This window comes from Gramella sp. Hel_I_59, assembly GCF_006714895.1.
In the GTDB taxonomy this organism is placed as follows: Bacteria; Bacteroidota; Bacteroidia; order Flavobacteriales; family Flavobacteriaceae; genus Christiangramia.
Window position 1 is genome coordinate 1,350,138 of the sequence record NZ_VFME01000001.1, and the last position, 18,810, is coordinate 1,368,947.

General features: G+C 39.8%; 18 protein-coding genes. 11 read left to right on the forward strand and 7 right to left on the reverse strand.

Annotated features, from left to right (window positions below; all coding sequences use genetic code 11):
- The first annotated feature begins 108 nt into the window (after positions 1-108).
- The 9 genes from JM79_RS06195 to argH all read left to right on the forward strand — a co-directional run bounded on the left by JM79_RS06195 (position 109) and on the right by argH (position 9,321).
- Positions 109-741 (forward strand): GNAT family N-acetyltransferase, encoded by a 633-nt coding sequence (locus tag JM79_RS06195; protein WP_141877311.1) that lies wholly within the window; start codon positions 109-111, stop codon positions 739-741.
- Positions 742-849: 108 nt separating this feature from the next.
- Positions 850-2,037 (forward strand): argininosuccinate synthase, encoded by a 1,188-nt coding sequence (gene argG, locus JM79_RS06200; protein ID WP_141877312.1) that lies wholly within the window; start codon positions 850-852, stop codon positions 2,035-2,037.
- The gene (gene argC / locus JM79_RS06205) at positions 2,034-2,999 is read left to right on the forward strand and encodes an N-acetyl-gamma-glutamyl-phosphate reductase (protein WP_141877313.1); all 966 of its coding nucleotides are present in this window, start codon (positions 2,034-2,036) and stop codon (positions 2,997-2,999) included. Before argG ends, argC begins: the two co-directional genes overlap by 4 nt.
- Before the next feature lie 58 nt (positions 3,000-3,057).
- The gene (proC, locus tag JM79_RS06210; protein WP_141877314.1) at positions 3,058-3,852 is read left to right on the forward strand and encodes a pyrroline-5-carboxylate reductase; all 795 of its coding nucleotides are present in this window, start codon (positions 3,058-3,060) and stop codon (positions 3,850-3,852) included.
- Positions 3,853-3,854: 2 nt separating this feature from the next.
- A complete protein-coding gene (locus JM79_RS06215; RefSeq protein ID WP_141877315.1) occupies positions 3,855-5,009 on the forward strand; it encodes an aminotransferase class III-fold pyridoxal phosphate-dependent enzyme in 1,155 nt (384 codons plus the stop codon).
- Between the two features lie 64 nt (positions 5,010-5,073).
- Positions 5,074-6,021, forward strand: a complete 948-nt coding sequence (locus JM79_RS06220; RefSeq protein WP_141877316.1) for an N-acetylornithine carbamoyltransferase — start codon at positions 5,074-5,076, stop codon at positions 6,019-6,021.
- Positions 6,009-6,809 carry an acetylglutamate kinase gene (argB, locus tag JM79_RS06225; protein ID WP_141877317.1) on the forward strand — a complete coding sequence of 267 codons (801 nt, stop codon included), beginning with the start codon at positions 6,009-6,011 and terminating at the stop codon, positions 6,807-6,809. The genes JM79_RS06220 and argB overlap by 13 nt, the downstream gene beginning before the upstream one ends.
- On the forward strand, positions 6,809-7,879 hold the full coding sequence (locus JM79_RS06230; RefSeq protein ID WP_141877318.1) for a M20 family metallo-hydrolase: 1,071 nt from the start codon (positions 6,809-6,811) through the stop codon (positions 7,877-7,879). The genes argB and JM79_RS06230 overlap by 1 nt, the downstream gene beginning before the upstream one ends.
- Before the next feature lie 164 nt (positions 7,880-8,043).
- A complete protein-coding gene (gene argH / locus JM79_RS06235; RefSeq protein WP_141877319.1) occupies positions 8,044-9,321 on the forward strand; it encodes an argininosuccinate lyase in 1,278 nt (425 codons plus the stop codon).
- Positions 9,322-9,384: 63 nt separating this feature from the next.
- Here argH and leuB read toward each other — a convergent pair whose 3' ends face one another.
- The 4 genes from leuB to JM79_RS06255 are packed head-to-tail and all read right to left on the reverse strand — an operon-like array spanning position 9,385 to position 13,688.
- Complete coding sequence (leuB, locus tag JM79_RS06240; protein WP_141877320.1) at positions 9,385-10,500, reverse strand: 3-isopropylmalate dehydrogenase; 1,116 nt, start codon at positions 10,498-10,500, stop codon at positions 9,385-9,387.
- 9 nt (positions 10,501-10,509) lie between these two features.
- The gene (gene leuD, locus JM79_RS06245) at positions 10,510-11,127 is read right to left on the reverse strand and encodes a 3-isopropylmalate dehydratase small subunit (protein WP_141877321.1); all 618 of its coding nucleotides are present in this window, start codon (positions 11,125-11,127) and stop codon (positions 10,510-10,512) included.
- Positions 11,127-12,509, reverse strand: a complete 1,383-nt coding sequence (gene leuC / locus JM79_RS06250; RefSeq protein ID WP_141877322.1) for a 3-isopropylmalate dehydratase large subunit — start codon at positions 12,507-12,509, stop codon at positions 11,127-11,129. The genes leuD and leuC overlap by 1 nt, the downstream gene beginning before the upstream one ends.
- Positions 12,510-12,515: 6 nt before the next feature.
- The gene (locus JM79_RS06255) at positions 12,516-13,688 is read right to left on the reverse strand and encodes a 2-isopropylmalate synthase (protein ID WP_141877323.1); all 1,173 of its coding nucleotides are present in this window, start codon (positions 13,686-13,688) and stop codon (positions 12,516-12,518) included.
- A 148-nt stretch (positions 13,689-13,836) separates the two neighbouring features.
- Between JM79_RS06255 and JM79_RS06260 the strand changes: the two genes are divergently transcribed.
- Both JM79_RS06260 and JM79_RS06265 read left to right on the forward strand, forming a co-directional pair.
- Positions 13,837-15,381 (forward strand): hypothetical protein, encoded by a 1,545-nt coding sequence (locus JM79_RS06260; RefSeq protein WP_141877324.1) that lies wholly within the window; start codon positions 13,837-13,839, stop codon positions 15,379-15,381.
- Positions 15,382-15,389: 8 nt separating this feature from the next.
- Complete coding sequence (locus JM79_RS06265) at positions 15,390-16,265, forward strand: DMT family transporter (RefSeq protein ID WP_141877325.1); 876 nt, start codon at positions 15,390-15,392, stop codon at positions 16,263-16,265.
- Positions 16,266-16,324: 59 nt separating this feature from the next.
- On the opposite strand, the gene JM79_RS06270 is transcribed toward JM79_RS06265, so the two are convergent.
- The 3 genes from JM79_RS06270 to panB form a co-directional block, all read right to left on the reverse strand.
- On the reverse strand, positions 16,325-17,170 hold the full coding sequence (locus tag JM79_RS06270; protein WP_141877326.1) for a neutral zinc metallopeptidase: 846 nt from the start codon (positions 17,168-17,170) through the stop codon (positions 16,325-16,327).
- A 50-nt stretch (positions 17,171-17,220) separates the two neighbouring features.
- Positions 17,221-17,925: an RluA family pseudouridine synthase gene (locus tag JM79_RS06275; RefSeq protein ID WP_141877327.1), complete on the reverse strand. Its 705-nt coding sequence runs from the start codon at positions 17,923-17,925 to the stop codon at positions 17,221-17,223.
- 61 nt (positions 17,926-17,986) lie between these two features.
- Positions 17,987-18,805: a 3-methyl-2-oxobutanoate hydroxymethyltransferase gene (gene panB, locus JM79_RS06280; protein WP_141877328.1), complete on the reverse strand. Its 819-nt coding sequence runs from the start codon at positions 18,803-18,805 to the stop codon at positions 17,987-17,989.
- Positions 18,806-18,810 lie beyond the last annotated feature (5 nt).

Sequence of the window (18,810 nt, forward strand, 5' to 3'; positions counted from 1 at the left end):
CCCCGTCGCACGTAAGTGCGTCTATATATCTATGGAACTTAGGTGAGTCCGGTTCCGCTCTCGAAAACCCAGATCAAAATATAATTTCCAACATAAATCTTTTAGCAGATGAAAATTCTCATTGCTAATAAATCTCACGCTTCCTATGCTGAGATCATTTGTAATACTATCGAAGAATCGGCAAAGGTTCGGGGTACTGGTATTGCGCGCAGAACTCCTGAATATATCATCAATAAGATGGAGAGAGGAAACGCTGTGATCGCTCTCGAAGAGGAAAAGTTTGCCGGTTTCTGTTATATAGAAACCTGGAGCCACGACAAGTATGTGGCCAATTCCGGACTCATTGTCCATCCCGATTTTAGAAATCAGGGACTGGCGAAAGATATCAAAAATGTCATTTTTGATCATTCCCGTAAGAAATATCCGGAAGCTAAAATATTCGGGATCACCACAGGTTTAGCAGTCATGAAGATCAATTATGATCTGGGCTATCAACCGGTCACCTTTTCTGAACTTACCGATGATGAGACATTCTGGAAAGGATGCCAGACCTGTAAGAATTACGATGTACTTACCCGAACAGATCATAAGATGTGTTTGTGTACAGGAATGATGTATGATCCCGAGAAGAAGAAAAATCCTAAGATGGTCGAGAAGCCTAAAAGTAAATTCAACGAAAAGGCATTTCAGCGATTAAAGCATATCAAGCAAACTCTTTTCTATAAGAAGGAAAAGGGTTGAATGCAGATACGAAAACCCGAACTGGATTTGTAAAAGATCCTTCAGTGTAGAATGAAAGTTAAATCGACCTGAATTATTGCTGGTTGAATCATAGAATAATAGTTAGTTATGAAAAAAGTAGTTATAGCATATAGTGGAGGACTGGATACCTCATATTGTGCAAAATATTTATCTGAAGAAGAAGGTTTTGAAGTTCATGCCGTAAGTGTGAATACCGGAGGATTTTCAGAAGAAGAAATAAAAAATATTGATGAAAACGCTAAAAAAATAGGAGCAAGTAGCTTCAAAAATATCGATGCGGTCAACTCTTTTTACGAAAAAGTGGTGAAATATCTCATATTTGGAAATGTTCTAAAGAATGATACCTATCCTTTATCTGTAAGTGCAGAGAGGATCGTACAGGCCATGGAAATCGTGAATTACGCGAAAAAAACAGGTGCTGGATATATCGCCCATGGCAGCACCGGTGCAGGAAACGACCAGGTTCGATTTGATATGATCTTCCAGATCATTGCTCCAGATATACAGATTATAACTCCTATAAGAGATAAACAACTAAGCAGACAGGAAGAGATTGAATACCTTAAAAGTAAAGGGGTCGAGATGAACTGGGATAAAGCAAAGTATTCGGTTAATAAAGGCCTTTGGGGAACCAGTGTTGGAGGAGCAGAAACTTTAACTTCAGAAAAAGCATTGCCGCAAGAGGCTTTCCCTTCTCAATTGGAGGCAAAGCAACCAAAGCAAATTAAGTTATCATTTACACATGGTGAGCTTACTGCTATTGATGGAAATGAAAACAAACCTGTGCAGAATATAGAAATCCTCGAAGGTATCGCCTCAAAATATGCAATTGGGAGAGACATTCATGTAGGTGATACGATCATAGGAATTAAAGGCAGAGTAGGTTTTGAAGCAGCTGCAGCACTTATCACTATTAAAGCGCATCATCTTCTAGAGAAGCATACCCTAAGCAAATGGCAATTACAACATAAAGATTATACCTCGAACTGGTATGGGATGCATCTGCATGAAGGATTATACCTGGATCCTGTAATGAGAGATTTCGAAGCCCAGTTACAGAGTTCTCAATCCAAGGTCACCGGTGATGTTTTTATAAGCCTGAAACCTTACCATTTTACGCTGGATGGGATTAGCTCGCCGAATGACCTTATGAACAGCAGCTTTGGGAATTATGGTGAGGAGAACAAAGCCTGGACAGCCGAAGATGCCAAAGGATTCATTAAAATCCTTTCTAACTCAGGAAAGATATACCAACACGTAAATCAGGATTCATGATAGAGGCAGGAATTATTGGAGGAGCAGGTTATACTGCGGGAGAATTGATCAGGATTTTATTATACCATCCTGAAGTAAACCTGAATTTTGTCTACAGTACTTCTCAACCCGGCAAGCCTGTTCACAGTATTCATCAGGATCTTATTGGAGAGACTGAACTTAAGTTCACCAACCTGATCAATAAGGAAGCAGATGTAGTTTTTCTTTGTCTTGGACATGGAAATTCCAGAAAGTTTCTTTCAGAGAATGAGTTTTCAGAAAGAACGAAAATCGTAGATCTAAGCACAGATTTCAGAATGAAATCGAATGATCACGCTTTTGTTTATGGTCTTCCGGAAATAAATAAGGATAAGATCCAGTCTGCGAGTTTTATTGCGAACCCGGGATGTTTTGCTACTGCGATTAGCCTGGCAATTCTTCCATTGGCGCAGGCAGGTTTACTGCTGGAAGACGTCCATGTGAATGCCGTAACGGGTGCGACGGGTGCCGGTACTTCGCTTTCTAAAACAACACAATTTACCTGGAGAGACAATAATTTTTCAGCATATAAAAGTTTTGAGCATCAGCATTTGCAGGAAATCGGGCAGAGTCTAAAGCAGCTTCAGGAAAATCATAGTGCCGCGATCAATTTTATTCCGAATAGAGGAAATTTTTCAAGAGGTATTCATGCAACTGCATACACAAAATTTGAAGGTGAGCTGGAAGAGGCAAAATTGATGTATTCTGAATTCTATAAAAATGCTGCATTCACTTTTGTTACTGAAGAGGAATTACACTTAAAGCAAGTAGTGAATTCTAATAAGTGCTTGTTGAGGTTGCAAAAATTTGATGACAAATTATTGATTACAAGTGTGATCGATAATTTACTGAAAGGTGCTTCTGGACAGGCTGTTCAAAATATGAATCTAATGTTTGGCTTTGAAGAGAAAACAGGTTTAAATCTAAAAGCAAGTTATTTCTAAAATTTCAGAATTGGATGATTTTATCTATTACACAAGAATGATTGATAATTAAAGCGATATGAAAATAGCAATTATAGGTGCAGGGAATCTGGGTGTTTCCATAGCGAAGGGCCTTATCTTCAGTAATGCGTTTACCACGCTTTACCTAAGTAAAAGAAAGATTGAAGATATCCAGGATTTTGAAGAATATGCAAAGGTTCATGTAACTTCAGATAACCTGAAGGCAGTAAGAAATTCTGACATTCTGATCTTTGCCGTGCAGCCCACGCAGTTTGAACGCATTCTTGAGGAGATCAAAGATGAACTTACAGATAAGCATGTTTTGATCTCAACAGTAACCGGTTTTAAGATACCCAGAATCGAAGCGATCATTGGTCAGGATCATTACATTATCAGGTCAATGCCCAATACGGCGATTGCTGTTGGGAAATCCATGACCTGTTTGTGTAGTAATGAAGCAGGTGAAAAAAGAATTAAGATCGCTGAAGCTATTTTTAACAGGCTTGGAACAAGTATTATCATTCCTGAGAACAAAATGCAGGCTGCGACGGTTATTTGCGCGAGTGGTGTCGCATTCTGGCTGCGTTTAATACGTGCGACCACTCAGGGAGCTGTACAACTCGGGTTTGATGCGAAAGATGCTCAGGAGCTTTCTATGCAGACCTGCTTGGGAGCCGCCAGTCTTTTGATAGAATCCGGAAAACACCCGGAGGAAGAGATCGATAAGGTAACCACTCCACGAGGCTGCACCATAGAAGGTCTTAACGAGATGGAGCATAACGGCCTGAGTTCCTCGCTAATTAAAGGGATACAAGCCTCTTTTAAAAAGATTAATACAATATCAGACCAGTAATTATGGAGTTATTTGATGTTTACCCATTATACGATATCACGCCGGTAAAAGGCGATGGTTGCTATGTTTATGATGAAAGCGGCAGGAAATACCTGGATCTTTATGGAGGTCACGCGGTCATCTCAATTGGTCATGGGCATCCAAACTATGTACAGGCCATACATGCTCAGGTGGCACAACTTGGCTTTTATTCCAATTCCATCAAAAATCCCCTGCAAAATGAACTTGCTGGTAAACTGGAAGAAATTTCTGGAATCAGGGATTATACGCTGTTCTTATGTAGCTCTGGAGCTGAAGCGAATGAAAATGCACTAAAAGTTGCTTCTTTCCATACGGGCAAGGACAGGATCATTTACTTCGAGAATGCTTTTCACGGTAGAACTTCTGGCGTAGTGGCGATTACCGATAATGAAACTATCAAAGCACCATTTAATAAAGGTCATAAGGCTACCCGATTGGCATTTAATAATATAGCTGCATTAGAAACTGAATTTAGAAAAGGGGATGTTGCGGCGGTTATTTTTGAAGTGATCCAGGGTGTTGGCGGACTGGATGAAGCAGACTCCGGTTTCTACAAGGCTGCGGCCGATATTTGTAAGGAGTACGATGTCATGCTAATCGCAGATGAGGTACAGTCTGGTTTTGGTAGAACCGGTGATTTCTTTGCTTTTCAGAAGCATGGCATCAGGCCAGATATTATTAGTATGGCTAAAGGGATGGGTAATGGTTTCCCTGTTGGCGGAATTTTGATCGACCGTAATATTTCTCCTCGCTACGGAATGCTGGGTACGACTTTTGGCGGAAATCATCTCGCTTGTGCTGCGGCGATTTCAGTTTTGGATACTATCAAAGAAGAAAACCTGATGCATAATGCTGCTGAAGTTTCAGAATATATTCGGGAGGAAGCAGCTAAGATTTCAGAAATAAAAAAGATAAAAGGTCGTGGTTTGATGATAGGACTGGAGTTTGACTTTGAAATCGCTGCACTTCGGAAGGAGCTTCTATTTGACTTCCAGGTATTCACCGGGGCTTCATCTAATAAAAAACTACTGCGAATCCTTCCACCATTAAATATTCAGAAAAAACATTTTCAAGTCTTTTTTGAAGCTTTACAGCAAGCATTAAAAAATCAAAAAATAAGCTCTGAAACTTCCTAAGGAACACTTCAGAAAAAATAATTAGCAGAGTTAGTAAACTTCGGTTTTCAGAAAAAATATAAGAATGAAAAACTATATAAACCTATCAGATATTGAGGATCTTAAAACTTTGATCCATGACGCAAGAGGTATGAAATCGAATCCTTCAGAAGAAAAACCTGGAAAAGGTAAGACTCTGGGGATGTTATTCTTCAATCCAAGTCTTCGTACCCGTCTAAGCACTGAAAAGGCGGCCAGATTATTGGGTATGGAGGTGATGGTCATGAATGCTGATAAAGATGGTTGGGCCTTGGAATTTGAGGATGGTGCGATTATGAATTCAGACAAGGCAGAACATATAAAAGAAGCAGCTGCTGTACTTTCACAATATTGCGATATCATCGCGGTACGGGCATTTCCAGGCCTTAAAGACAGGGAGAAGGATGAAACTGAAGTGGTGATGAATAGTTTTAAAAAGTACGCTTCAGTTCCCATAGTGAATCTGGAAAGCGCTACTGGCCACCCGTTGCAGGCTTTAACAGATGCGATTACCATTCAGGAATTAAGTGGGAAATCTCGACCAAAGGTAGTATTGACATGGGCTCCGCACCCAAAAGCCTTACCACAATCTGTAGCGAATTCTTTTACTGAAGTGATGCAGAAAATGGAAGTTGATCTTGTGATCGCTAATCCTGAAGGTTATGATCTGGATCCAAAAATTCGAAAGAATGTTCGTGTGGAGCATGACCAGAAAAAAGCCTTTAAGGACGCCGACTTTGTGTATGTAAAAAACTGGAGTAGTTATGAAAAATACGGTCAGGTACTCGAGGTTGAAGAAAATTGGACCGTAGATCAGGCTAAATTAAAGAAAACCAATAACGCAAAAGTGATGCATTGTCTTCCTGTTAGAAGAAACGTCGTGATCGCTGATGATATCCTGGATAGTGATAATTCTATTGTGATCCAGCAGGCGAATAACAGAACCTATGCAGCACAAGCGGTGTTAAAAAAATTATTGGAATGCTCGAAATAGTTCATAATCCGGCGACAGATGTTCTTAATGTCATTAAAATAGGAGGTAAGCTCATCGAAAACCAAGAGCTGCTCGATTCTTTCCTCAAAGATTTTGTTCAGCTGAAAGGTCCTAAGATCCTTGTACACGGAGGTGGAAATAAAGCTACTGAAGTCGCAGGAAAATTAGGCTATAAGACTCAGATGATAGATGGCAGAAGAATTACAGATAAGAATTCTATGGAAGTGATCACGATGGTTTACGGCGGACTTTTAAACAAAAGTATCGTTGCAAAATTGCAGGGAAATAAACAAAACGCGATCGGACTTTGCGGAGCAGATGCTAACGTACTAATTTCTAGAAAACGTGAAGTTAAAGAAATTGATTATGGCCTGGTAGGGGATGTGGTCAAGGTAAATACAGAATTTATCAAATCACTCTTGAAACAGGAGATCGTGCCCGTGTTTTCAGCGATTTCTTCTACGGAAGAAGGAGTTTTGCTAAATACTAACGGAGATTCGGTAGCTTCAGAAATAGCGATTGCTATGAGCAGTATCTATACAACCCAGCTTTTTTACTGTTCAGAAAAGAAAGGAGTTCTAAAGAATATGGATGATGATGATTCAGTAATTGCTGAATTGAATTCAGATAATTATCAGCAATTGAAAGCTTCGAAAGTGATCACAGATGGGATGTTGCCAAAACTTCATAATTGCTTTGAAGCGATCAATAGGGGAGTTTCAACCGTCTTTTTAGGAGATGCAGAACTTTTGAAAAAGGGTTCAAAACATACAAAAATTTTAAACTAATGCAGATTAAAGAACTTCAGAAGGAAGCATTGCAACTATTGCAGAACCTCATCAGGACCCAATCTTTTTCAGGGGAAGAAGATAAAACTGCAGACTGGCTTGAACGATGGTTTACAGACCACAATATTCCGCATCAGCGAAGCCTCAATAATGTCTGGGCGACCAGTAAGCATTTCGATGATACAAAACCAAATCTGTTGCTGAATTCACATCATGACACGGTAAAACCAAATTCAGCTTACACCAGAGATCCTTTCAAGGCAAAAATTGAGAATGGTAAATTATATGGTCTTGGTAGCAATGATGCTGGTGGATGCCTTGTTTCTCTGTTGGCTACATTCACATACCTTTATTCTGAAGAGAATTTAGGTTATAATATCATTTTCGCCGGAACCGCGGAAGAGGAGATCAACGGAAAGAATGGGATTGCAGAACTATTACCAAAATTACCGAAGATAGATGTTGCGATTGTTGGCGAACCAACCCTGATGAATCTTGCAGTAGCTGAAAAAGGTCTTATCGTTTTCGATGCCGTAGTAAAAGGAACTCCTTCGCATGCGGCTCATCCAAATACTGTTAACTCGATCTATAAAACTGCGAGAGTTCTAAACTGGTTCGAAAACTTTAAATTAGAGAAGGTCTCAGAGAGTCTGGGAGAAGTGAAAGTGACGGTCACGCAGATCAAGGCTGGAAGTCAGCATAATGTAGTGCCCGCTAAGACGCATTTGGTGATAGATGTTAGGGTAAACGATAGATATAGTAATGCAGAGATCGAGCAAATATTAAAAGAAAGAGCGCCAGTAGATGAGATCACTGCGAGAAGTTTAAGATTGAATTCGTCTTCGATCCCACTAGATCATGACCTTGTAAAAGCAGGAATAGAAATAGGGATGGAAACTTATGGCTCGCCAACACTTTCAGACCAGGCGATGTTGAGCTGTCCTTCACTAAAATTAGGACCGGGAGATTCTACCAGATCACATTCGGCTGATGAATTTATTTATGTAAAGGAGATCGAAGAAGGTATTGAAAAGTATATAAAATTGCTTGAAAAAACACTTAGGAAATAATATCACTGAAATTGTTGCACTGAGCCTGTCGAAGTGCGACAAGCTCAGTGCAGCGATGGTAATAATGTTAGGCTGAAATTGTTCAACTTCTCATAAGATCTTGAATTCAGAAATTCAGCGAAGTCAAACCAGTTTAGAATAACGGATACTAAAAAATAAAAACTATGAAACTCTGGGATAAAGGCATTTCAATAGATAAGCAGATCGAGAAATTTACCGTGGGAAACGATCGTGAACTCGATATGCATCTAGCTAAATATGATATACAGGCGTCCACAGCGCACGCGAAGATGCTAGGGAAAGTTGGAATTCTGGAAGCACAGGAAGTAGATTTATTAGTTTCAGAATTGGAGCTATTGAACCAGCAACTCGAAAATGGTGAATTTAAGATCGAAGAAGAATTTGAAGATGTGCATTCCAAAATCGAATACGAACTCACTTCCAAACTGGGAGATACTGGAAAAAAGATTCATACGGCCCGATCAAGGAACGACCAGGTTCTTGTAGCTCAACAATTGTATTTTAAAGAAAACCTGCTAGAGATTTCTGGAAAGACCAGGAATTTGATCGATGTACTTTTAAACCTTGCAGAGGAACATAAGGAAAAATTGCTTCCCGGGTACACACATCTACAGGTGGCGATGCCTTCATCTTTTGGTTTATGGTTTTCAGCTTACGCAGAATTATTAATTGATGATCTATACTTACTCGATGCCGGGCTAAAGATCGTGGATCAAAATCCGCTGGGTTCTGCTGCAGGATATGGCTCTTCATTTCCTATAGACAGGGAATTTACCACCAAAGAATTAGGCTTTGCAACCCAGAAGTATAATGTTGTAGCTGCCCAGATGAGTAGGGGGAAATGTGAGCGCACGGTTACTTCCAATATCTCATCTCTTGCAAACACACTTTCCAGGTTCGCTATGGATATTTGCTTGTATATGAGTCAGAACTTTGATTTTATCACTTTTCCGGATGAGTTAACAACCGGTTCCAGTATCATGCCGCACAAGAAAAATCCTGATGTTTTCGAACTCGTCAGGGGAAAATGCAATAAGCTGCAGGCAATCGCAAATGAAATGATCCTGATCACTAATAATCTTCCAAGTGGATATCACAGGGATTTCCAGCTTATCAAAGAGAATAGTATTTATGCGGTAGAAACTATCAAAGAAATCCTGGATGTTTTCACCTATTCCATCAGCAAGATCATTGTGAAAGATATCGATATCACGGACGAGAAATATAAATATCTGTTTACCGTAGACAGTATCAACGAACTTGTGATAGGAGGGAAGTCATTTCGGGATGCGTACAAGATCATTGGAGAACAGGTCCAAAATGACACTTATAAAGCTACCGAAGGCATGCAGCATACTCATTCCGGTAGTAAGGATAATCTTTCACTAAATATGATCAGGACAAAATTGCAGCAGTTATAAAACGACACGCCTCCTGAAAAATAAATTTCCAGGAGGCTACTGTCTACAAACATGAACTAAAATTTAAATAATGGTCGTTTGCCCTAAACTCAGGTTTTCCTTATTTACAATATGATTTTCAGTGTCACTAATGACGCTTTCCAGAAAATCTCCAACCCTTTCGGTTGAGTAATGATTATCTTTATTAATGTCTATAGTACAAACATTAAGTTTTAAGCTTAGATCTACCGCCATCCTAACCGTTTCAGCTTCAGTTTTAAGTCCTAAATGATCAAGTAGCATCGCAGCAGAAAGTACAGAAGCCAAAGGATTTGCAACTCCCTGCCCGGCGGCCTGGGGATATGATCCATGTATGGGTTCAAAAAGTGCATTTTCATTTCCTACGGAAGCAGATTCCAATAGTCCGATACTACCACCAATAACACTCGCTTCATCTGAAATAATATCACCAAACATATTTTCGGTCAGAATCACATCGAATTGTCTGGGATTGAGGATCATTTGCATGGCTGCATTATCCACGAATAAGTAGTCCACTGCTACTTCAGGGTACTCCTTAGCGATTTTAGTAACCGTTTTTCGCCATAAACGAGATGTTTCCAGCACATTAGCTTTATCTACCAGCGTTAATTTGTTCCTCCTTGTTTCCGCAGCTTTAAAAGCGAGGTGAGCTACGCGTTCAATTTCTTCTACGGAATAGGTGCAAAGATCTGAAGCGCTTTGACCGTCTTCAGAAGTGCTTTTCTCGCCAAAATATATTCCGCCGGTAAGTTCTCTGAAAATGATCATATCTGCTCCCTCAATATTTTCTCTTTTAAGCGGTGACTGGTGTATAAGACTTTCATGAGCTTTTACGGGTCTAATGTTAGCGAAAAGGCCTAATTCTTTTCTTAGGCGTAGCAAGCCCTGTTCCGGCCTTACTTTCGCTGAAGGATCATTGTCATATTTAGGATCACCAATCGCCCCAAAAAGCACAGCGTCAGATCTTTTACAGAGTTCCAGTGTTGTCTCAGGCAATGGATCCCCCAACTTATCAATTGCTACCGCGCCAACTTCAGCTTCTTCAAAATTGAACTCATGATCAAATCTATCTGCAACAGCCTTCAGCACTTTCATTGACTGCTGTGTTATTTCAGGACCAATCCCGTCCCCGGGAAGTACAGCTATATTAAATTTCATACATTATTTTTATAAGGTTTCCTGTGGTACAGGTTCTATGGCTTTACGTTTCTGCTCAAATTTCTCAATAGCTTCCAACTTACTCGTTAGAAAATCTATATCATCATATCCATTGATCAGGCAGGTTTTTTTGTAGGGATCTATGTCAAAATGTTCTTTTTCAGCAGAACCTTCAATTTTTATAAATTGATTCTGAAGATCTATGATGAATTTTTCTTCCGGATCTTTCTCTACTGAAATAAGCAGCTTATGAAGAAAATCGGGACTTACCTGAACGGGAAGTAGTCCGTTATTTAATGCATTACCCTTAAAAATATCTGCAAAGTAACTGGACACAACAACTTTAAAACCATAAGCTTTTATAGCCCAGGCGGCATGTTCACGGCTTGATCCACATCCAAAATTATTTCCGGCGATCAATATCGAACCTGAAAACCTATCCTGGTTTAATACAAAATCCTCATTTGGATCTCCATTTTTATCAAATCGCCAGTCCTTAAAAAGATTTTCACCAAAACCAGCTTTGTCTGTCGCTTTTAGAAAACGAGCAGGAATGATCTGGTCTGTGTCTACATTTTCATCATCCAAAGGAACGGCGGTATCTGTAAGTGTTATAAATTTCTCCATTAGTTCAATGTTAGCGTATAATCTGAAATCTTTCCTGAAATAGCAGTCGCTGCGGCGGTCAATGGACTTGCCAGAATTGTCCTGGAACCGGGTCCCTGCCTTCCTTCAAAATTTCTATTACTGGTGGATACACAATATTCACCTTCCGGGATCTTGTCATCGTTCATTGCCAGACATGCCGAACATCCTGGTTGTCTTAAAGTAAAACCGGCTTCTTCAAATACCTTGTCCAGTCCTTCTTCCTTGATCTGTATGGCCACCTGCTGGCTTCCGGGAACGATCAAAGCATTTACATTTTCTGCTTTCTGTTTTCCTTTGATATAAGATGCCGCAACTCTAAAATCTTCAATTCTGGAATTCGTGCAACTACCAATAAAAATATAGTTGATAGGTTTATCAAGTAAAATTTCTCCCGGCTTGAAATCCATATAAGCTAAAGCCTTGGCATCGCTTTTATTTCCTTCCACAGGAATACTACCGGTGAGTTTAATGCCCATTCCCGGGTTTGTTCCGTAGGTGATCATGGGTTCTATGTCTTCAGCTTCAAACGAATATTCCTGGTCAAATTCTGCTTCCGGATCAGTTTTCAATATTTCCCAATATGCGGTCATTCTATCAAAATCAGCGCCTTTAGGAGCAAATTCTCTGCCTTCCACGTAATCTATCGTAGTTTGATCTGGAGCAATAAGGCCACCACGCGCTCCCATTTCTATACTCATATTGCAAACCGTCATTCGGCCTTCCATAGACATTTCTTCAAACACTTCTCCTGCGTACTCACAAAAGTATCCGGTACCTGAGTTTGTTCCCAGTTTACTTATAATGTACAGGATTACATCCTTAGGTAAAACTCCCTTCTTCAGTTTTCCATTCACATTCACCCGAAGTTTTTTTGGTTTTTCTACCAGTAGACACTGGCTTGCAAAAACCTGAGTTACCTGGCTGGTTCCTATTCCGAAGGCAATCGTTCCAAAAGCGCCATGAGTAGAAGTATGGCTGTCACCGCAAACTATGGTCATGCCGGGCTGAGTGATTCCCAGCTCCGGGGCCATAACATGAACGATCCCATTATAGGGATGTCCCAGGCCATAAAGCGTAATATCGTTCTCTTCACAGTTCTGACTCAACTCCTTTAGTTGCTTTCTGGATAAAAGATCTCTGACCGGTAAATGCTGATCCTGGGTTGGCGTATTATGATCTGCCGTAGCCACGATCTGTTCCGGCCGAAATACGGGAATGTTTCTTTCCTTCAACTCATTAAAAGCCTGAGGACTGGTCACTTCGTGTATCAAATGTTTATCGATATACAAAATGTCCGGCCCGTTAGGTATGCTTTCAACAACATGGGAGTCCCAAATTTTATCAAATAAAGTTTTCTTCATAATAAATCAGGCAATTGCTCGTGAACTCTTTTTGAAGATATCCATGATTATATGAATATCAGTGTCTGCCACCTGTTTCTTAGCATCTGCAAAACTTAAGAACTCAAGGTAAACATGATCCAGTTCTATCTTAGTTAGATCATAACCCATTTTTTTAGCTTTGTAAGCAAGCGCTGCTCTACCACTACGGGCAGTTAAAACAATAGCCGACTCGGTGACCCCGACATCGGCTGGATTAATGATTTCATATGTTTCTCTATTCTTGATGACGCCATCCTGGTGAATCCCAGAACTATGAGCAAATGCGTTGGCACCCACGATTGCTTTGTTTGGCTGTACGTACATACCCATCTCTCTCGAGACCATATTACTGGTGTCGTACAACAACTGCGGATTAATATCTGTATTCAAATCAAGATATGGATGTTGTCTTAAGATCATGACGACCTCTTCCAAGGCCGTATTTCCAGCACGTTCTCCTATCCCATTGATGGTGCATTCTATTTGCCTGGCTCCATTGGTAATACCGGCAATTGCATTTGCAGTAGCCAGTCCAAGGTCATTATGGCAATGGCAGGAAATGATCACATTCTCGATCCCAACCACATTTTCTTTTAAGTATTTTATCTTTCTGCCATATTCTTCTGGTAAGCAATATCCTGTTGTATCTGGAATATTTATAACGGTAGCACCGTTTTTCACAGCTTCGGTACAAACTTTTGCCAGGAATTCATTTTCAGTTCTTCCAGCATCTTCCGCATAGAATTCAACATCGTCCACGAAGCTTTTAGCATAAGCTACGGCTTCACCAGCTCTTTCGATAATCTCTGGACGACTGGACTTGAACTTATATTTAATATGAGAGTCTGAAGTTCCAATTCCTGTGTGAATTCTGGGCTTTCGGGCATATTTGAGCGCATCTGCAGCAACCTTGATGTCGTTTTTTACGGCGCGGGTAAGTCCGCAAACCGTCGCATTTTTTACGAGTTTTGAGATTTCGGTAACAGATTGAAAGTCGCCAGGACTTGAAACCGGGAAACCTGCTTCAATAACATCAACACCAAGTTCATCGAGTCGTGCAGCGATCTTCTTCTTCTGTTCCGTATTCAATTTGCAGCCGGGGACTTGTTCTCCGTCCCTCAATGTAGTGTCAAAAATTTCTACCTTTTCAGTACGCATGTGAGATTTATTTTGCTTTATCTTTAACTAATGTATCAGTCTCACTACAAGTTTTCTGGTCACAGTCTCAACATGTTACAGTAATTAAAACGAAGGAAAAAGTACATAACTAACTGAATCACAAAGAACTAGTAAACCTGCTTTTACAATGACCAATGATCTAACCGAAAATCTGTTTTCTTTAATCAAATCCTTATCTGCTTCAGAAAAAAGACAGTTTTCGCTTTATGTTGGAAGAATTGGGGTGAATTCAGACTCAAAATTCCTGAATTTATATAAAGTAATTTCAAAACAGAAAAAATACAATGAAGCTGAAATTCTTGAAAATACCAGTATTACGAAGCTTCAGCTTTCCAACGTCAAAACGCATCTATACAAGCAGCTTTTAATTTCTCTAAGGCTCAATCCAGCACACCAGAGTATTCCGGTTCAAATTCGGGAACAACTTGATTTCGCCTATATCTTATATCACAAAGGTTTATATAAGCAGAGCTTAAAGTTGCTGGACAAAGTGAAGTTGCTGGCACTAAATTTTGAAGAGAAGAACCTTGCTTACGAAGTTCTGGAGCTTGAGAAGATCATAGAGTCGCAGTATATCACCCGGAGTATGAATAACAGGGCAGATATACTTATTCGTCAAACCCGAGAGATCAGTGCGCTAAATTCATTGTGGGGAGATCTATCGAATCTTTCTTTGGAATTATATGCAATATTTTTAAAACAGGGCTATTGCCGTACTGAAGAAGAAGCAATTTCCATCAAGGAATATTTTAAAAAGCAACTTCCCGATTATACATTTTCAGAGCTTGGTTTTCGAGAGAAATTATGGGTTTATAAATCCCATATGTGGTATAGTTTTTTAATTCAGGATTTTTTGGGCTGTTACCGCTATTCGATGAAATGGAAAGAACTTTTCGTAGAATATGATCATATGATTCCCGTGCATCCTGTTTCTTATTTAAAAGGTAATCATTACCTGTTGGAATCACTGTTTTATTTAAATCATACAGAGCTTTTTGAAAAGACTTTAATACAATTAGAAAGTTCTTTAAGAGATGCACAGATCCCACATAATGATAATATTGCTGCACTTTCTTTTCTCTACGTCTATTCCAATAAACTGAATTTAAAGTTTATGAAAGGGGAGTTTGGAGATAACCAGGAGCTCGTCAAAAAGATCACAGATAAGATCACAAAATTTAAGGGCAGGTTGGATGAGCACCACATAATGGTATTTTACTACAAGATCGCCTGTTTGTACTTTGGGGATGGGGATAATAAAAAGTGTATTGCTTTTCTAAAAAAGATCATCACTAATAAATCACTGGGAATGCGGGAAGATCTTATGTGTTTCTCTCGAATTCTCAATCTTGTAGCACATTATGAGGCCGGGCTCGATTATCATCTGGATCATCTTGTGAAATCCACCTACAAGTTTCTTATTAGAATGAACGATCTGCATGAAGTTCAGAAAGAGATGATCAAATTCTTGAGAAAGCTACCGGATGTTTCTCCTCTGGATATTAGAGATGAATTCAAGAAATTACATGCTGTTCTCAAAGTTTTCGAGCAACATCCTTATGAAAGAAGGGCTTTTTTATACCTGGATATCATTAGCTGGCTGGAAAGTAATATTGAAAATGTTCCAGTAAAAACTATCATTCAGCAAAAAACTGCCGCATCTTCGCGTTAAATTCAGATATGACCGCACCAAAGTCTACCAATATTTCGAATATTCTAATGCTCAACCTGGCGGTGTTGCTTATAAGCACATCCGGAGCCTTGGGTCGTTATATCACATTAGATCCCATAATTACCATTTTCTATCGCTGTGTTTTGGCAGCTGTGATATTTTATGCCTATTGCAAGTGGCAGGGAATAAGCCTGAAAATCGCTTCGAGAAAAGATGTTCTTAAAGTGATTTCTGGAGGACTGCTTATGGGTGCTCACTGGGTGACTTATTTCTATTCCCTTAAATATTCCAGCGTTGCCATAGCTTTATTATCCTTATTTACATATCCGGTTATCACTGCGTTTCTGGAGCCATTATTATTTAAAACCCGATTCAATAAGATTCATGTTGCACTGGGATTTTTAGTGCTGTTCGGGGTATATTTTCTTAGTCCCGATTTCGATCTGGAGAATAACTCATTTATAGCCGTACTCTTCGGAATTGCATCTGCTGTATTTTATTCTCTTCGGAATTTACTAATGAAAAAAGAGATCGAACGCTATAATGGATCTACATTAATGTTCTACCAGATACTGGTGGTCGCCTTAGTACTGTCTCCTGCTTTCTTTTATTCTGAAGTTGCTAAAGTTCTGGAACAATGGAAACCACTGCTAACGCTTGCCTTGCTTACAACCTGTATTGGGCATACCTTATTCCTGAAGAGTTTTAAGAATTTTAGTATAACTGCGGCGAGTATTATGAGTAGTATACAACCGGTTTATGGAATTGCGCTTGGAGCTATTTTCTTGAACGAGATCCCTTCAGCAAAGACCATGATAGGTGGTTCACTGATCATAAGCGCGGTTATTATAGAAAGTCTTAGTTCGCTAAGAAGCAAAAAATAATTTAGAGGGTATAAAAAAAGCCACTTGGCTAAGTGGCTTTCAATATTATTCAATTGCAGTTAGTTTAAAACTTCTTTAAAAGTATCTCCCTGTCTTATATCTCCGGTTCTGTATCCGCGCATAAACCAGGCCTTACGTTGTTCTGAAGTTCCATGAGTAAATGAATCTGGATTTACACTTCCACTGGTTCGTTTCTGTATGGCATCATCACCAACAGCATTCGCGGCACTCAACGCTTCTTCGATATCTCCTTCACTCAAATACTGCTGATTCTCCTTCGTCCATACTCCTGCATAGAAGTCGGCTTGGAGCTCAAGCGCTACAGATAGTTCATTAGCTTCAGTCTGACTCGATTGCCGCTGAAGATTACGAACTTTTCCAGCCGTTCCCATCAAATGCTGAACATGGTGACCAACTTCATGAGCCATCACATAGGCCACTGCGTAATCACCGCCTTTGGCGCCAAATCTTTGTCTTAATTGATCGAAAAAAGTAAGGTCCATATAAATTTTCTGGTCTGCAGGGCAATAGAAAGGTCCGCTTGCAGACGATGCACCACCACAGGCTGTTTGTACAGCATCGCTAAAAAGAACAAGACCAGGTTCCTGGTAGTTCATATTGTTTTCTGCAAAAACATCATTCCAAACATCTTCAGTATCAGCAAGAACGGTTGCAACAAATTCTCCCATTTCTTTTTCTTCCGCAGTAAGTTCACGGGATTCAGTCTGGGAACTGCCAGATCCTTCCAGTTGTTGTAATACTGAAACATCACCATCGCTAAGAATAAACTGCGCAATAACGAAAATCACACCTATAATTCCTCCGCCGGCAATTAATTTACCTTTACCAGAGGAACCTCTACGATCCTCTACATTCCCGCTTTGTCTACGACCTTGCCATTTCATATTTAGATATTTTGGTTAAAAATAGTAAAAAGGCGGTATGTAAATTCTAATTATATCATAATTGCATCCCAGATAGGATCTTTTGGAGGAGGAGCCGTGATATGGATCTCTTCTTTTTTCACGGGATGTATAAACCTGAGTTCTCTGGAGTGAAGATGAATACTTGCATCGCGGTTGCTACGATCAAAACCATATTTAAGATCTCCTTTTATAGGACTTCCAATTGCCGATAACTGACTCCTGATCTGGTGATGCCTACCCGTGTGAAGGTCTATCTCCAGTACATAATAACGATCAAGCTCTTTGATTAGTTTATAGTCGAGGATCGCTTTTTTAGAATCTGGCACTTCATTTTTATGAGCATAGGATTTATTCTGCTTGGAATTCCTTTTCATAAAATGAATAAGCTCATCACTTTCTCTGGGCGGTTTCTCTTTAACAACGGCCCAATACGTTTTTTTCGCGTCCTTTTCCTGAAATAATTTATTGAGTCTTGGAAGTGCTTTTGAAGTTTTTGAAAACAGCACGATTCCGCTGGTAGGTCTATCCAGCCTGTGAACCACGCCTAAATAAACATTTCCTGGTTTATTATATTTTTCTTTGATGTAACTCTTGACCACTTCAGAAAGTGGTTTGTCACCGGTCTTATCTCCCTGGACAATATCACCCGGTCTTTTATTGACGATAATAATATGATTATCCTCATGCAGCACCTGCAGATTATCCTTTGTGGAAATTATTTTATCTGAACTCAATAGTTAAGTTTTGTAAAGAATTAGAAAGATCCAATCAATCGATCAATACTATATTTTAAGTCTAATATTGTTCATCATCTGAAGGAAATGCGCTGCTTTTCACATCATCTCTGTAATTCTGAAAAGCTTTTGTCATTTCTCCGTGAAGATCTGCATATCGTCTTAGGAATCTTGGATTAAACTCGTGAGTCATTCCAAGCATATCGTGAACAACCAGTACCTGGCCATCTACACCATTTCCTGCACCGATCCCAATTACTGGAATGGTTAAACTTGCGGCAACTTCTTTGGCCAGTTTGGCAGGAACTTTCTCAAGAACTATAGCAAAACATCCAATTTTCTCAAGCATCAGGGCATCAGCCTTCAGTTTTTCTGCTTCCTGTTCTTCTTTTGCACGAACTGTATAAGTTCCAAATTTATAGATGGATTGTGGTGTTAGTCCAAGATGTCCCATAACCGGAATTCCCGCATGCATGATTCTCTTGATACTTTCTTTGACTTCTTTTCCACCTTCAAGCTTTACGGCATGTCCACCACTTTCTTTCATGATCCTTATGGCAGAGCGCAATGCCTCCTTGGGATCACTCTGGTAACTTCCAAAAGGAAGATCCACGACTACCAGGGCACGATTGATTGCTCTAACAACACTGGTTGCATGATAGATCATCTGGTCCAGGGTAATTGGAAGGGTGGTCTCATGACCCGCCATTACATTACTTGCGGAATCACCTACCAAAATCACATCGATACCGGCGCCATCCACGATCTGAGCCATAGTGAAATCGTATGCTGTAAGCATGCTGATCTTTTCACCGTTGGACTTCATATCTACCAGTGATTTTGTTGTTATTCTCTTGTACTGTTTTTTGGCAACCGACATTCGCG

Excerpts from the sequence above, each read along its gene's own strand:
- JM79_RS06195 (WP_141877311.1), top strand. The coding sequence starts at position 109 with ATGAAAATTCTCATTGCTAATAAATCTCACGCTTCCTATGCTGAGATC.
- argG (WP_141877312.1), top strand. The coding sequence starts at position 850 with ATGAAAAAAGTAGTTATAGCATATAGTGGAGGACTGGATACCTCATAT.
- argC (WP_141877313.1), top strand. The coding sequence starts at position 2,034 with ATGATAGAGGCAGGAATTATTGGAGGAGCAGGTTATACTGCGGGAGAA.
- proC (WP_141877314.1), top strand. The coding sequence starts at position 3,058 with ATGAAAATAGCAATTATAGGTGCAGGGAATCTGGGTGTTTCCATAGCG.
- JM79_RS06215 (WP_141877315.1), top strand. The coding sequence starts at position 3,855 with ATGGAGTTATTTGATGTTTACCCATTATACGATATCACGCCGGTAAAA.
- JM79_RS06220 (WP_141877316.1), top strand. The coding sequence starts at position 5,074 with ATGAAAAACTATATAAACCTATCAGATATTGAGGATCTTAAAACTTTG.
- argB (WP_141877317.1), top strand. The coding sequence starts at position 6,009 with ATGCTCGAAATAGTTCATAATCCGGCGACAGATGTTCTTAATGTCATT.
- JM79_RS06230 (WP_141877318.1), top strand. The coding sequence starts at position 6,809 with ATGCAGATTAAAGAACTTCAGAAGGAAGCATTGCAACTATTGCAGAAC.
- argH (WP_141877319.1), top strand. The coding sequence starts at position 8,044 with ATGAAACTCTGGGATAAAGGCATTTCAATAGATAAGCAGATCGAGAAA.
- leuB (WP_141877320.1), bottom strand. The coding sequence starts at position 10,500 with ATGAAATTTAATATAGCTGTACTTCCCGGGGACGGGATTGGTCCTGAA.
- leuD (WP_141877321.1), bottom strand. The coding sequence starts at position 11,127 with ATGGAGAAATTTATAACACTTACAGATACCGCCGTTCCTTTGGATGAT.
- leuC (WP_141877322.1), bottom strand. The coding sequence starts at position 12,509 with ATGAAGAAAACTTTATTTGATAAAATTTGGGACTCCCATGTTGTTGAA.
- JM79_RS06255 (WP_141877323.1), bottom strand. The coding sequence starts at position 13,688 with ATGCGTACTGAAAAGGTAGAAATTTTTGACACTACATTGAGGGACGGA.
- JM79_RS06260 (WP_141877324.1), top strand. The coding sequence starts at position 13,837 with ATGACCAATGATCTAACCGAAAATCTGTTTTCTTTAATCAAATCCTTA.
- JM79_RS06265 (WP_141877325.1), top strand. The coding sequence starts at position 15,390 with ATGACCGCACCAAAGTCTACCAATATTTCGAATATTCTAATGCTCAAC.
- JM79_RS06270 (WP_141877326.1), bottom strand. The coding sequence starts at position 17,170 with ATGAAATGGCAAGGTCGTAGACAAAGCGGGAATGTAGAGGATCGTAGA.
- panB (WP_141877328.1), bottom strand. The coding sequence starts at position 18,805 with ATGTCGGTTGCCAAAAAACAGTACAAGAGAATAACAACAAAATCACTG.